This is a genomic window from Bradyrhizobium guangdongense (assembly GCF_004114975.1).
GTDB lineage: Bacteria > Pseudomonadota > Alphaproteobacteria > Rhizobiales > Xanthobacteraceae > Bradyrhizobium > Bradyrhizobium guangdongense.
In genome coordinates this window covers 365,736-378,915 of record NZ_CP030052.1, presented here as the reverse complement: position 1 = coordinate 378,915, position 13,180 = coordinate 365,736, and the positions used below count along the sequence as shown (strand labels likewise).

The following is a 13,180-nucleotide window of genomic DNA, read 5'->3' as shown; positions in this document are numbered from 1 at the left end:
TCATGGCTACCCGTCGTCAGGTGATCGTGCTCTGGCAGATCGCAATTTTCGCTTTTCTGCTTGTGATTTGGCAATGGGGCTTTGAATGGAGCAAAGCAGTTCTGCCAAGAGCCTATGTTCCCAAGATTCTCGACCCGTATTTCGTGGCGAAGCCGTCATTGATCTGGCAGAGCTTCTTGCGGCTTAGCTGCCTCAACGACCCATCGGATTTTCTGGTCTGCTTCAGGAATGCCGATAACAATCTTTGGATAGCGACGCTTGTCACGCTGAAGAATACTTGGTGGGGATTTCTGTTCGGCTCGGCCGCCGGCATCGTCGTTGGCCTCCTCCTCGGACGCTCGGACGTTCTTGCGCGCATATTTGGACCGTTCATTCTGGCGTTCAATTCGATCCCACGCATCGCGCTCGTGCCACTGATCATTCTCATGTTTGGCCTTGGCGATGTGTCGAAGGTGGTGACCGCCGCACTCGTCGTGTTCTTCATCGTGTTCTTTAATACGTTCGAAGGCACGCGGGCGGTCGACAGAGATCAAATTGCCGCCGCCCGCCTATTGGGCGCGAGCGAGCTGACCATCTTGCGTACCGTTGTCATTCCGTCTGCGCTGGCCTGGGTGTTCGCGTCTCTGCTCCCTGCAGTGTCGTTTGCACTTGTCGGCGTGATCGTCGGAGAGTTTATCGGCGCTGAACGTGGCCTCGGCAAGCTCATCATTGAGGCAGAGGCACGCGCCAATGCCAGCGAAATGATGGTCGCGATCTTTATAATGATGATCGTCGGAACCATGCTGGCGCTGCTTGTACAATATTTGCAATCATACCTCTTGCGTTGGCAGCCGCAGTTCGAAAGATCTGCATAAATCGTCGACCGGCAGATGATGGAACAGCGACGATGAATGCGCAATTTGGCACGCTCGCAGCGCGGGTGGGCGGCGGTGAACGTCTCAGCTTAAGTTGCCAAGCCGAGCTGATGGGGGATGTCCGGATCAGGCGGGAGGTTCCGAGTCGTCTCGTCGTCGAGCCAAATCGCAACCCCTGCAGGCGCAGTCGTCCCACTAAGAGATCCCTGGTCAGAGCTCACCCCTTGTCTGATCGGTCTGACTAAGGACGCCCGCGATGGCCAACAATGACTACGATCCAACAGCAGAAGGCGCAGAAACGAATTTCGCTGCGCGGATGTCCTATAGCGATTATCTGCGATTGGAGACCATTCTCAGCGCGCAGCATCCGCTGTCGGATGCGCACGATGAGATGCTGTTCATTGTGCAGCATCAGGCCTCGGAGCTCTGGATGCGACTTGCCATTCATGAATTGGGTGCGGCCCGCGACGCGATTGCACGCGACGCCGTCGCGCCGGCAATGAAAATGCTGGCGCGCGTCTCACGTATCTTCGAACAGTTGAACAGCGCATGGGACGTGCTGCGCACGATGACGCCAAGCGAGTATACGCATTTCCGGGCGAAGCTCGGACAGTCGTCCGGCTTCCAATCCCGTCAGTACCGCCTCATCGAATATGTTTTGGGCAATCGCAATCCAGCCATGCTGAAGCCGCACGCGCATGATGCGGAGGCGACACGGCTTCTTGAGAGGGAGCTCACAATCCCAAGCCTGTACGACGAGGTGCTGCGCCTCGGCAACCGCAAGGGGCTTGCGATTCCGCGCTCCGTACTGGAACGTGATGTCCGTGAAACGCATCGCCTCAACGATGCAGTGGTCGAGGCCTGGCGCTGTGTCTATGAGGCGCCGGAAACGCATTGGCTGCTCTACGAGCTTGCTGAGAAGCTCGTCGACTTCGAGGACTATTTCCGCCGTTGGCGCTTTAACCATGTGACCACCGTGGAGCGCATCATCGGCTTCAAACGAGGTACGGGAGGCACCGGCGGCGTCAGCTATCTCAAGCGAATGCTGGAGGTCGAACTATTCCCGGAACTCTGGCGCGTCCGAACGGTCCTATGAGCACTACAGAAAACAGATTGCGCGTTTACGAACAGACAAAGCCGCTGTTCAACATTCCGGACGGTGTGACATATCTGGATGGCAATTCGCTTGGTCCGCTGCCGCTTAGCACGGCTGATCGAATGGGCCGCGTCATCCAGCAGCAGTGGGGCGTCGAGCTGATCCGCGCCTGGAATACTGCCGGCTGGTATGTGCAGCCGCGCAAGCTGGGTGATCGGATTGCACGGCTTATTGGCGCTGAAACTGGGTCTGTCACCGTTGGCGATACGCTGTCGTTGAAGGTCTATCAGGCGCTCTCCGCCGCGCTCGAGATGAATCGTGATCGCAAAATCGTGTTGTCGGATACCGGCAATTTCCCGACCGATCTTTATATGGCCGAAGGCTTGATCGCGACCTTGGGACGCGGGCACCAATTGCGGCTCGTTCGGCCTGAGGAGATAGAGGAATCGCTGTCCGAGGAAATCGCGGTGCTCTATATCACGGAGGTGGACTATCGCACGGGGCGGCGTCATAACATGGCCGAGCTCACCGCAAGAGCCCACGCACTGGGCATCGTCACTGTCTGGGACCTCGCACATTCTACCGGCGCGTTGCCCGTCGATCTCGCACGCGTTGGCGCCGACTTCGCGGCCGGATGCACCTACAAGTATCTCAACGGCGGCCCTGGGGCGCCGGCGTTTCTCTACATTGCGCCGCGCCATGCTGATCACGCGCGGCCTGCTCTGTCGGGCTGGATGGGCCACGCCAAGCCCTTCGCCTTCGATCTCGGCTATGCACCAGCAGTTGGCATTGAGCGCATGAGGATCGGCACTCCGCCCGTGCTCGCTATGGCAGCGCTGGAAGCCTCGCTCGATATCTGGGACCGCATCGACATGCATGAAGTCCGCGCTCGCTCGCTCGAGCTCGCCGATCTGCTGATTGGCGAAGTCGAGCGTCTCTGCCCGCAGCTCAGGCTGGTGACGCCGCGCTCGCATGAAGAGCGAGGCTCACAGGTTTCGTTCGCATTTGAAAGGGGCTACGCAGCGATGCAAGCCCTGATTGCCCATGGCGTGATCGGCGACTTTCGGGCGCCCGACATCATGCGGTTCGGTATCACCCCGCTTTATATCGGCAAGGCCGAAGTGATGAGAGCAATCGAGGTGATCGAGCGGGTATTTACGCGGGAGCTTTGGCGGCGGCCAGAATATGACGTTGTGCATGCCGTGACATGAGCGCTTAGCAATGCGTGCGTCTCCACCAAGTCTGCTCACACACAATACCCTGCTGCGAGATAGCAGGTACTCGTCTGGCGGGTGTCCCTTTCCCCGACACAAAATCGTGTTACAGTCTGTGCATACTAGTGCTCGCTGGGATTTTGCATCACCTTCCCTTGGCTGGCTAAACGCCGCTCGCATCGGTTTTTCAAGCGGGCGGCGTTTTTGCCTTTTTGTGTTTACCGCCTTGAGCCAAACGAAAAAGCCCCGGTTTGCCGCCGGGACCTCCCTTTTCCGATATACGCATTTAAGCTGTGTCGGGTGGGACTGAGGAAGCACCCGACGATCTCCGCCTAACCGCGGTGTCCTAATTCATCGTTACGGAGTCCGAATTAGGATTGAACCTACAGATAGGCATGCATGCCGTTCCCGAGCGCCCCCGGCGAGGAGCTCCGCTCCTCGTTCCGCGACGGATCGAAGCAGGATGGAGTGCGTCGTTTCGGCGTAGAGAAGAAGGGAGTGTTCGAATGAACGGTGCCTTCTGGTTATTGCTCTTACTAGCCCGGCTTATCGGTGTCGGAAACGACTGAAACTCCGAAATTTGAGCGGGATCACCCTAACGTTTTTTGGAACGACTAAAATGCGCGAGCACCTAGTGGTTCAGCTCAGTGATTTTGACTCTTTGCGGTGGCTGGATAGGCGCGGCCGAGTTTGGCGCGTGCTTTGTCAGGTTGCGAACATCCACTTGATGCGAGCTCGAGTTTTGCTTCGCCGGCTTTGCCATGCTGCGATCTCGTTTCGGGACCTTTTGGGGTCGTCGATGCGGCGGCCAAGACACTGGCGCTGAAACACGCTGATCTCGCACTCGACCATGATGAGCCAACTGGCGTGTTTCGGGGTGTAGTGACCTGCCGGCCAAGCCGTCTGGCCCCCTCGCCCGCAACCGTCGAATTTTTTGGTCGCGCGCCTTCCGGCGCCGTCGTCGCAATGCCCACTTCCCGATCGAAATTATTTCGAAAAATGATAAGAAAAGGCGCGTCACGGAAAGCGACCAGAAAGATCTGCTGTCATCGGCAAATCAAGCAGACTTCATGATCTTCACGGTCCCGAACGGTATGCTACAATGTGCATTACACGGAGTGCCCAAGCCCCATCTTTCGTCGACGTGACCTGCCACTCATCATGTGGGACAAAACGGCGTGTGGCAGTTTTAGCCTACCGATCAAATAGCCTTGTGCTGCGTTGCAGCCGAGTTTGGGCAACCACGACCATTGCTGCTCCGTTTCGATACCCTCGGCCAGCAGCGGTATTCCAAGACTCCTGGTCCTGCTCACGATGGCACGCATGATCGCGTCGGAGCGCTGGTTGGTTCCAAGCTCCGCGACGAAGGGGCGATCGACTTTGATGCGATCGAATAGGAAAGCGTGGAGGTAATCGACTGACTTGGCTTCACGAGGAATACCACGCCTATCTGCAGGCTGCTGACGAGCCGCGTCGCGGCGACCTCGATAGCCGAGGCAATCTTACGATGGCAGGGCTTCTTGATTTCTGCAAATTCTTCCTGGCCACCTGTGTTGACCAGGTCAACTTCATGGCCGGGCTTTTGGAGCCGGAAGAATTACTGAGGCGGATGGAGATTTGGACCGAGGAGGAGACGCGTGCAAAGCGCCTTCCAAAGGGTTCATGGCCTTTGCTGCGCGAAGCGGTCATGGCGGGCGAATATGCTCGGGGCCCTGCGCGCGGCCTCACCGGCTACAAAGAGCGCCAGGCGCGGGCGGTGCTCAACTCCCTTATTGAAAAGGGTTACCTCGTCTCGTCCACAACACGCTCGCCGGTGAAGCTCGGCTTCCCAACTGCGGTTGTCGATCGTTGGTTTCCAACACTGTATCAGCCAACCGCTTAGAGCCACACGCCAGCCCGCTGCAGATTCGGTCCTGTTACCGCCGCCTCAGAAATTCCGGTATCGAAGGCGGAACCCTGGGGTCAACATTGGGTGTAACCGGCATGAGCCCCCCACCTGGGCATCGCGCGAATGAGCTGCGATACAGCCTGGCATGAACTGTTTTTTGGAGGTGGGCTATGGCAGATGCCATGCATGAAGCCAGGCTTGATGCCAGGCAGGAAAGCGGCTCCTATCGTCGGATCGAGGTGATCACAGGGCAGCGTCGACGACGGCGCTGGACGGCTGAAGAGAAGGCTCGGATCGTGGCCGAGAGCTTCGAGGAAGGGGCCAATATTTCCGAGGTCGCTCGGCGCCATGGCGTTGTCCGTGGGTTGCTGACGGTGTGGCGGCGCAAGTTCGCGACGGCAGTGAGCTTTCAGGCGCCAGGCTTCGTGCCGGTCCGGATCGCTTCCGAGAGCGGTCCGGCGACGGCAGACGAGTCGGACCGGTTAGCGTGCGCGCATAAGGTGCCGCCGCAGATGGCATCGGCTCCAGGCAAGCTTGGCGGAATGATCGAGATCGAGCTGGGCGGGGCACGCATCCGGGTCGAGCCCGGAGTGGAGCTGGCGACGCTTTCGACAGTGCTATCGGCGCTTCGGGGCATCCGTTGATTGCATTACGGTCTGACCTCAAGGTGGTGCTGGCGGCACAGCCAGTCGACTTTCGCAAGTCGGTGCACACGCTGTCGGCGCTGGTGAGCGAAGCGTTGCACGCGAACCTCGTATTGCGGCGACATCTTCGTGTTCCGCAGCAAGCGCGCGGACAGAGTGAAGCTTCTGGCATGGGATGGTAGCGGCATGGTGCTGGTGACGAAGTGGCTGCACCAGGGACACTTCACCTGGCCGCCGGTCCGCGACGGCGTGGTGCATCTGAGTGCGACACAACTCGCGATGCTGCTCGACGGACTTGAGTGGACGCGTGTTTCACACAAGCCTGTGAAGCAGCCGGCCGTTGTCGGCTGAGAGGCGAAGATTTTGCTGGAGCCTGTGATGGGCGGATATATCGTTCGATCATGGCGATTCGTCCCGAAGCTCTTCCGACCGATGCAGCGGCTCTGGCCGAGATGGTGCTCGCGCTTGACGCCGAGAACGAGAAGCTACGTGTGGCGATGCAGACGCTGAAGGAGATGATCTTCGGCAAGCGCTCAGAGCGGCTGGCGGCGATCGTGGCCGAGCAGCTCGCGCTCGAACTGGACGATCTCGCGACTGGCGTCACATCACCTGCGCCAGCCAACGACGATTTGCCTGCGACGAAGCCGGCTGGGAAGCCGCGCAAGAAGGCGAGGCGCAACATCGGCGCGCTACCCAAGCATTTGCCTCGCTGCGAGCAGGTGCTCGAGCCAGACACGACAGCGTGCCCGTGCTGCCAGGGCCTTCTGCACCGGATCGGCGAGGATGTGAGCGAGGTACTGGACGTGATCCCGGCGATCCTGCGGGTACTGCGCACGATTCGTCCCAAATACGCCTGCCGCGGCTGCACCGACGGCGTGGTGCAGGCGAAGGTGCTGCCGCGTCTGATCGACAGCGGCATGGCATCGACGGCACTCGTGGCTCACGTGGTGATCTCGAAGTTCGCCTGGTATCTGCCGCTGTACCGCCAGGTGCAGATCCTGGCCGGTCAGGGCCTTCATCTCGACCGCGCGACGCTCGCCGGCTGGGTGAAGCGTGCGGCATGGTGGCTTAAGAGTCTTTATGAGCTTCAGCTGCGGACGATCCAGGCTTCGCCGCGGCTGTTCTGCGACGAGACGCCGATGCCGGTGCTCGATCCCGGACGACATCGCACTCGTATCTGCCAGTTCTGGGCGCATGCGATGGATGATCGCCCATGGGGTGGCCCATCGCCGCCGGCGGTCGCCTATGTGTTTGCGGATGGCCGCGGCACCGAGGAGATCGCCGGGCAATTGGCCGGCTTCTCCGGCATTCTGCAGGTGGATGGCTATGCCGCCTACAAAGCGCTTGCCCGCGGTCAAGGCGGGGCGATCCAGCTGGCTTTTTGTCTCGCGCATGCCCGACGCAAATTCGTCGAGGTGTACAAGACGATGCAGTCGCCGTTCGCTCACGAAGTGATCGAGCGCCTGCAAGCGGTCTACGCCATCGAGGCCGAGATCCGTGGCTTGAGCGCCGAACAGCGGCTTGCCGCCCGCCGCACCAGGTCCGCACCGCTGATGGAGGTGCTGAAGGCGCGACTGACCTCGATGCTCGACCACCTGTTCTCCCAATCGAAGCTAGTGGAGGCCATCAACTATACGCTCAATCACTGGGACGGACTGACGCTATTTCTCCGCGATGGCCGCGTCGAGGTCGACAGCAACACCGTCGAGCGTTCAATGCGCCCGATTGCGATGGGGCGCCGTAACTCATTGTTCAGCGGCAGCGAGGGCGGCGCCGAGAGCTGGGCAATCCTTGCGTCGCTGGTCAATACGGCAAAGCTCCACGAACTCGATCCGCAGGCCTATCTGGCCGATGTGCTGGAGCGCATCGTCTCCGGTCAGACCAAGAGCCACCAGCTGCACGAACTTCTCCCCTGGAACTGGAAGGCGACCCGCGAGCTCAGCGCACGGGTGGCCGCATGACCCGCCGCCGCCGTTCATCATCTTCATCATCGATGGCGGCAGCCGCGATGCCGCTCGACGAACTTGAGCCTTGGCTACAGGCTCGTGCCGAGCAGCATCCCGTCGCCACCAGTCTTCCCATGCTCGACGGCTATGTCGCCGCGATCGTGGCCGGGCCGGTGTCGATGAGTCCGCTCGACTGGATCTGTCCGCTGCTCGCCATCGACGCCGACGCATTCAACCATGGCGGCACGCCGGAGTTCGCCGCGATTTCGGCCGTCGCGCTGCGCCACAACGACATCAGTAATGTTCTTTCCACCGCACCACATCGGTTCGCACCGGTCCATGGCCGCAAGCCGAATGGCGACGTTGATGCGCGGCCGTGGTGTCAGGGATTCCATGCCGCCATGCGGTTGCGACTATCAGCCTGGGGCCCACTGCTCGACGTCAGCAACATACACCACGGCTTGCTCCTGCCCATCCTGCTGCATTGCGTCGACGATCAAGGGCGTCCACTGCTTGGACCACCAAGGAAAGGCCGCGAGACCGAGGAATTCCTGCGCAACGCCCATGCCGACATTCCGGACGTCGTCGAGGCCATGCGTCAGTACTGGATGCCGACCCGCTACGCTCGCACAGGCTGATCACTGCAGACGTGGGAGCTCATACCGGTTACCATTGGGTTGACAGTCTACACATAGTGTGTATAAATACACACTATGAAAAGCCGGGAAATTATCTCGATCCTTCAAGGGGATGGATGGTTTGAGGTGGGCCGGAAAGGCAGCCATGTGCAGTTCAAACATCCATTCAAGAAGGGTCGCGTAATTGTTCCGCACCCCGAACGGGATGTCCCACTCGGGACACTGAAGAGTATTGAAAAGCAGTCAGGTCTCAAACTGAGGTAAGCGCCATGCGTAACTATATTGGTCTTATCCATAAGGATGCCGACAGCGATTTCGGCGTCTCATTTCCAGACTTCCCCGGAGTGATCACGGCAGGCAAAAGCCTTGATGACGCTCGTGCTATGGCAGAGGAAGCCCTCACCCTTCATATCGAGGGTCTTGCTGAAGATGGAGAAGCCATTCCGGAGCCCTCTACTCTAGAGGATGTTATGGCAGATCCTGATCATCGAACTGGGGTAGCTATTTTGGTGTCGGTCAAACCCGAACAACCAAAGGCTATACGTGTGAATGTCACCCTTCCTGAGGACGTTCTGAATCAGATCGACAAATATGCTGAAGCGCACGGCTTTACGAGATCGGGCCTCCTAACTCAGGCCGCGAAGAGACTCATAGGAGAAGCAGCCTAAATCAAGGCTCTGAGTTCATTCGAAAAAGACCGCAATACGATCAGACGGACGCATTGCGGAATGGGCACCGCTATGTGGGCCGATGCGATGTTGACGCTGTTCAAAGCGACATGCCGAGACGCAGGTTGAATTCTGCCGATCGGCACGAGCGTGGTCCCCGGCACTGTTACGTTGCACCCCCGGACTCCTCGGCACTCCGAGCCTGCGCGCCTTGATCTGCGTCGACAGCACCGTGAGCCACGTTCGATGGAACGAGGCGTGGGATTGCAGTTTGATGGCGAAAGCATTTGGACGAGGTGAATTCCGGCTCCGGCAGCAATTCGGTTGCGGGGGCCGATTTCGTTGTCAGACGGCCAGCCGTAGGCTCAACGGATAGCCAATACCGAATAAAGGCCGGCGGCGTGGACAGTGGTCGGCCAGTTGCGACGGATGCGAAGAAGGCCGCGGTTGAACATGACGCGAGCATCCATGGCCGTGGACCACCTGGACGATCCGCTTAGCTCTCGCGGCATAGTTTGCCTGCCCATAGTTCCAAATTTGCCAGTTCTAAATTTTTCATCCGCCAATACCGGCATAAGAGAACGGATTTATTTCGATGAAGCAGCCGGAGCGCCTCTTCGATTCTGAGCCGCAGCCATCTTCCGGAATTCGCTCTATGGCCCCTTGGGGCCGACCGAGATCTTGTCAGGACCGACCTCGGGACTGACGTTTGCGAGAACCGGCTCTTCGCCGAACGGGCGGTTGATGATGGCAAGCGCCTCCGAGGCGGCGTACGCGGTTGCGCGCGTAGCCGGTCCGCTCCCGTAGGATGCCCACCTCTTCCAGCTGCGCGATGCCCTGGTTGATCTGGGCGGTAGAGATGTCGAGAAGTTCGCGGAGCCGTTTCGCCGTCACGACCGGATAGTTGTGAAGCTCGTCCAGCGCCCGAAGAGCCGCAGAAACCCTTACGGAATTTCCGGCGACCCCTCCAGCGTTCGGACAACTCCGACAGCGCCTGCCGGGTGCGGATGAGCTCTTCAACGGTGGCGGTCACGGCGTCGGCCATGAACGTGATGATCGGCTCCCAGTCGAGCCGCTGCTGGGCGTTCTTGAGGGATGCGTAGTACGTGCCCTTCTTGCTTTCGATGTAGGGAGAAAGGTACAGCGGTACACGCTTCTCCGCCGCCATCATGAGCGGGAGGAGGAGACGACCCACGCGACCGTTGCCGGCGCGAAAGGGGTGTACCGCTTCGAAATGGGCGTGCGCAATGGCCATGCGCGTGATGAACCCTTGAGTCATCTGCTGCATGCCCTCGTTCCGGAGGTAGTCGACCGCCTGAGCGAGGCAATCTGGCACGTCGGGTGGGGGTGGAGGATTTATACTTGAATATGCGATGTCTTTGTTCCCGCCGATCCAGACTACGCGCGTTCGGAAGTCGCCGGGATCGTCCTGATAATCCGGGTCGTCCTTCATCACGCGCGATGGAGATCCTTGATCGATCAATAGTGAAGACGCCGTAGCCAAGCTCGGTGGCCCGCGGGACAAACCTATCGAGGGCGACGGCGTAGCTGCAGACCTGGCGTGCCTCGTTGCGGGCGCCGTCATCGCCCGTCTCTTCGACGGAAAGCAGTTCGTCGAGAGTGCTCTGGGTGCCTTCGATCGACGAGGAACTGACCGCCTCGCGCCTGGTAAGGATGGCGTTGACCGTCCCGAATGCCGCTTGTGCCGCTTCCAGGGCTTTCGCTGCACCGGGGGCGAATACGCCGTCCTCTGGAGGTGCCGGTGGAACGATCCCGTAGTGGGAATCGTAGGGTGGCGGAAGCCGTTTTAGGGTTTCCCGGATGGTGCGGCTGAGATCGCTACGCTTCATGGAACCCAAACTAAGAGGCTAATTTTGCTAGTTATATTTTGGGTTGTTGCAAAAAACCATAACACACCGCGATCGCTGAGGCTTTATTTTGGTTCGCAAGGAAGCAATTCCCTCGTGTTTATGAGTTCCGGCCTTTGCAAAGCGGGTTGATGGATCTGAGGCTCTCAAAGTCTCTTTCGTTATCGGTCCACGATGGATCCGTTCGCCTCTCGGCTATGGCAGCGATGATCGTCTAGGCAGCTAGGTTTTTCGCAGTTTCTTGCGCGGGCGGGAACGCCGCAGGGCCTGGGCCGGGCGGCCTAGTCAAGAGCCGGCCCGGCGAAGGCCGCGCGCAAGCGAAATTCGTCCGCGCTTCATCGATAATTTTACTTATCATGATGGCTGCTTGATAACAATACTGATCGGTCAGCTTGAGACATGTCGGCGTTTCGATATATAATACAGATCGAATGACTTATTTGATCAGGATAATATATTGTGACTTACCAAAGTGAAGAGCTCATCAAAGCCGCCTCCGCTCAGCGCGCAAAGGCGGGCATGAGCCAACGCGCGCTGGCGGCCCGCGCGGGTATGACCCAGGCGCACATCTCGCAAATCGAGACCAGTCGCCTCGAACCGGGCCTGTCGAGCTTCATGCAGATGGCGCGGGCGCTCGACCTGGAGCTCGTCCTTGTGCCGAAGAAACTTCTTCCCGCGATAGAGGGCTTACTGCGATCAAACGCTGCCGAATTCTCGTCCGAACAAGGATCGTCGGATGTCTTCAGCAAGGCCGAACGCATCGTCTCTGGTCAAAGGAAACGCTATGGCAGTTCAGCCACCCTCGACCGCATCGCCGAATATTTTCGCTTTCTGAAACAGGTCCATCTTTCAAAAACCGACCTGGCACTTGTCTCAGATATCGTCGAGAGCCTGCGTCCCTATAGCGTCGAACCTATACCCAGGGCTCTGCTGGAAGATTCTGCAGGCGCGTTACAGGGTGTACGCAACAGGGTCGCTCATCCCGAAGAAGCCCCTCGCCCCGCCTACGCTCTCGACGATGAGGACGACGATGCCTGACGTATCCGTTCTAAATGTCCACCTGCACGATACCCCGATCGCGACTCTCACACTCGTGCAGGGCGATCGTTCGCTGCTCGCCTTCAATCAGACCTACATCGATGACGCCCACCGTTCCACCTTGAGCCTGTCTTTCAAGGACTCGTTCGGGAATCTGCTCACCTCGTTCAAACCGTATCAACAAGTTCTCGCGCCATTCTTCTCCAATCTTCTGCCGGAAGGGCCGCTTCGTCGCTATCTTGCGGAACGGGCGGGCGTGAAGGAACGGCGCGAGTTCTTCCTCCTGTGGATGCTGGGCCGAGACCTTCCGGGTGCCCTGTCGGTCCACCCGGCCGATGGAGACGCGCTGCCCCCCCAGGTCGAGGAGAATCTTACGCCCGATAAACGGCAGAACATGATGCGCTTCTCGCTTGCGGGCGTGCAGCTGAAGTTCTCCGCGCTCAAGAATGATCCCAAGAAGGGCGGACTCACTATTCCGGTCGAAGGTGTCGGCGGTTCATGGATCGTCAAGCTACCGTCACATCAGTATATCGGCGTGCCTGAGAACGAATACTCCATGATGACCCTGGCGAAGGACATCGGCATGGATGTGCCCGAGCTTCAACTGATCGACGTCGAGGCAATCAAAGGTCTTCCGGACGGAATCGGCGAACTCGAGGGGCGGGCGTTTGCCGTGAAGCGGTTCGACCGCACGGCTGATGCTCCGGTCCACATGGAGGATTTCGCTCAGGTATTCGGCGTCTTTCCGGATGAAAAATACGACAAGGCGAATTACCGAAGCATCGCGCGTGTCCTCGGCATTGAGACTGGTGAGGCCGACCTCGCCGAGTTCGTCCGACGACTCGTATTCAGCACACTGATCGGCAACGCCGACATGCACCTGAAGAACTGGTCATTGATCTACCCTGATGGGCGGACACCCGTCCTGTCGCCCGCCTACGATCTGCTCTCGACTATTGCGTACATCCCGGACGACAAGATGGCGTTGAACTATTCGCGCACGAAGAAGATGGCCGAATTCTCAAAGGACGAGCTGGCGCATCTGGCTGCCAAGGCGAAGATGTCGGAGACGCTTGCGCTCGAAACGGCTGCGGAAACGGTGCAGCGCTTCAAGAAACTTTGGAAGGAGCGCAAGACAGAACTCCCGCTGCAACGACAAGTCATCGAAGTCATCGATGCACATACCGAGACGATCCCGATCTACAAGGAGCTCTAAGGCTTGAATAGCCGGGGTTTCTGACAGAATAGAGTGAGAGACGCTTCCTTCCCACTGGTTATTTGAATTCGATGAAGTCCCTGCGCGCGGACTGTGGGGTCAGGCGAGCC

At 59.0% G+C, this 13,180-nt stretch carries 13 protein-coding genes and 3 pseudogenes; 12 read left to right on the top strand and 4 right to left on the bottom strand.

Annotation, left to right across the window (positions count from 1 at the left end):
* Positions 1–2: 2 nt before the first annotated feature.
* The 3 genes from X265_RS37420 (at position 3) to kynU (ending at position 3,161) form a co-directional block, all read left to right on the top strand.
* Positions 3–854: an ABC transporter permease gene (locus X265_RS37420; RefSeq protein WP_128929959.1), complete on the top strand. Its 852-nt coding sequence runs from the start codon at positions 3–5 to the stop codon at positions 852–854.
* Positions 855–1,110: 256 nt separating this feature from the next.
* Positions 1,111–1,950 (top strand): tryptophan 2,3-dioxygenase, encoded by an 840-nt coding sequence (gene kynA, locus X265_RS37415; protein WP_128929958.1) that lies wholly within the window; start codon positions 1,111–1,113, stop codon positions 1,948–1,950.
* Positions 1,947–3,161 carry a kynureninase gene (gene kynU, locus X265_RS37410; protein WP_128929957.1) on the top strand — a complete coding sequence of 405 codons (1,215 nt, stop codon included), beginning with the start codon at positions 1,947–1,949 and terminating at the stop codon, positions 3,159–3,161. The genes kynA and kynU overlap by 4 nt, the downstream gene beginning before the upstream one ends.
* A gap of 647 nt (positions 3,162–3,808) precedes the next feature.
* On the opposite strand, the pseudogene X265_RS41785 reads toward kynU, so the two are convergent.
* Positions 3,809–4,049 (bottom strand): annotated as a pseudogene (locus X265_RS41785) (IS630 family transposase); the annotation flags it as partial.
* Between the two features lie 224 nt (positions 4,050–4,273).
* Positions 4,274–4,603 carry an EAL domain-containing protein gene (locus X265_RS37405; protein ID WP_128930197.1) on the bottom strand — a complete coding sequence of 110 codons (330 nt, stop codon included), beginning with the start codon at positions 4,601–4,603 and terminating at the stop codon, positions 4,274–4,276.
* A 68-nt stretch (positions 4,604–4,671) separates the two neighbouring features.
* On the opposite strand from X265_RS37405, the gene X265_RS37400 reads away from it, so the two are divergent.
* The 7 genes and pseudogenes from X265_RS37400 to X265_RS37370 all read left to right on the top strand — a co-directional run bounded on the left by X265_RS37400 (position 4,672) and on the right by X265_RS37370 (position 8,948).
* Positions 4,672–5,046: a hypothetical protein gene (locus tag X265_RS37400; protein WP_188637391.1), complete on the top strand. Its 375-nt coding sequence runs from the start codon at positions 4,672–4,674 to the stop codon at positions 5,044–5,046.
* Positions 5,047–5,222: 176 nt separating this feature from the next.
* The gene (gene tnpA / locus X265_RS42460) at positions 5,223–5,696 is read left to right on the top strand and encodes an IS66-like element accessory protein TnpA (protein ID WP_128929538.1); all 474 of its coding nucleotides are present in this window, start codon (positions 5,223–5,225) and stop codon (positions 5,694–5,696) included.
* Positions 5,693–6,047: pseudogene (tnpB, locus tag X265_RS37390) on the top strand (IS66 family insertion sequence element accessory protein TnpB). Before tnpA ends, tnpB begins: the two are co-directional and overlap by 4 nt.
* Positions 6,048–6,097: 50 nt before the next feature.
* A complete protein-coding gene (gene tnpC, locus X265_RS37385) occupies positions 6,098–7,657 on the top strand; it encodes an IS66 family transposase (protein WP_128929539.1) in 1,560 nt (519 codons plus the stop codon).
* Positions 7,654–8,280, top strand: coding sequence for a UPF0149 family protein (locus tag X265_RS37380; protein WP_232995571.1), 627 nt, complete (start codon positions 7,654–7,656; stop codon positions 8,278–8,280). The genes tnpC and X265_RS37380 overlap by 4 nt, the downstream gene beginning before the upstream one ends.
* Positions 8,281–8,355: 75 nt before the next feature.
* Entirely contained in the window at positions 8,356–8,544 is a 189-nt protein-coding gene (locus X265_RS37375; RefSeq protein WP_128929956.1) for a type II toxin-antitoxin system HicA family toxin, read from the top strand.
* A 5-nt stretch (positions 8,545–8,549) separates the two neighbouring features.
* On the top strand, positions 8,550–8,948 hold the full coding sequence (locus X265_RS37370; protein ID WP_128929955.1) for a type II toxin-antitoxin system HicB family antitoxin: 399 nt from the start codon (positions 8,550–8,552) through the stop codon (positions 8,946–8,948).
* A 496-nt stretch (positions 8,949–9,444) separates the two neighbouring features.
* On the opposite strand, the gene X265_RS41775 is transcribed toward X265_RS37370, so the two are convergent.
* Entirely contained in the window at positions 9,445–10,401 is a 957-nt protein-coding gene (locus tag X265_RS41775) for a Fic family protein (protein ID WP_232995664.1), read from the bottom strand.
* A 136-nt stretch (positions 10,402–10,537) separates the two neighbouring features.
* Positions 10,538–10,798, bottom strand: a pseudogene (locus X265_RS41770) (Fic/DOC family N-terminal domain-containing protein); the annotation flags it as partial.
* 537 nt (positions 10,799–11,335) lie between these two features.
* On the opposite strand from X265_RS41770, the gene X265_RS37360 reads away from it, so the two are divergent.
* Together X265_RS37360 and X265_RS37355 are read left to right on the top strand one after the other, a co-directional pair.
* Positions 11,336–11,854 (top strand): helix-turn-helix domain-containing protein, encoded by a 519-nt coding sequence (locus tag X265_RS37360; protein ID WP_249798546.1) that lies wholly within the window; start codon positions 11,336–11,338, stop codon positions 11,852–11,854.
* Positions 11,847–13,070: a type II toxin-antitoxin system HipA family toxin gene (locus X265_RS37355; protein WP_128929953.1), complete on the top strand. Its 1,224-nt coding sequence runs from the start codon at positions 11,847–11,849 to the stop codon at positions 13,068–13,070. The genes X265_RS37360 and X265_RS37355 overlap by 8 nt, the downstream gene beginning before the upstream one ends.
* Positions 13,071–13,180: the final 110 nt, after the last annotated feature.

What these genes read in the sequence shown, in the direction of transcription:
- X265_RS37360 (WP_249798546.1), top strand. Translation starts at nt 11,336, where the DNA reads ATGAGCCAACGCGCGCTGGCGGCCCGCGCGGGTATGACCCAGGCGCAC.
- X265_RS37370 (WP_128929955.1), top strand. Translation starts at nt 8,550, where the DNA reads ATGCGTAACTATATTGGTCTTATCCATAAGGATGCCGACAGCGATTTC.
- X265_RS41775 (WP_232995664.1), bottom strand. Translation starts at nt 10,401, where the DNA reads ATGAAGGACGACCCGGATTATCAGGACGATCCCGGCGACTTCCGAACG.
- X265_RS37420 (WP_128929959.1), top strand. Translation starts at nt 3, where the DNA reads ATGGCTACCCGTCGTCAGGTGATCGTGCTCTGGCAGATCGCAATTTTC.
- X265_RS37375 (WP_128929956.1), top strand. Translation starts at nt 8,356, where the DNA reads ATGAAAAGCCGGGAAATTATCTCGATCCTTCAAGGGGATGGATGGTTT.
- X265_RS37380 (WP_232995571.1), top strand. Translation starts at nt 7,654, where the DNA reads ATGACCCGCCGCCGCCGTTCATCATCTTCATCATCGATGGCGGCAGCC.
- X265_RS37400 (WP_188637391.1), top strand. Translation starts at nt 4,672, where the DNA reads ATGGCAGGGCTTCTTGATTTCTGCAAATTCTTCCTGGCCACCTGTGTT.
- X265_RS37355 (WP_128929953.1), top strand. Translation starts at nt 11,847, where the DNA reads ATGCCTGACGTATCCGTTCTAAATGTCCACCTGCACGATACCCCGATC.
- kynA (WP_128929958.1), top strand. Translation starts at nt 1,111, where the DNA reads ATGGCCAACAATGACTACGATCCAACAGCAGAAGGCGCAGAAACGAAT.
- tnpC (WP_128929539.1), top strand. Translation starts at nt 6,098, where the DNA reads ATGGCGATTCGTCCCGAAGCTCTTCCGACCGATGCAGCGGCTCTGGCC.
- kynU (WP_128929957.1), top strand. Translation starts at nt 1,947, where the DNA reads ATGAGCACTACAGAAAACAGATTGCGCGTTTACGAACAGACAAAGCCG.
- tnpA (WP_128929538.1), top strand. Translation starts at nt 5,223, where the DNA reads ATGGCAGATGCCATGCATGAAGCCAGGCTTGATGCCAGGCAGGAAAGC.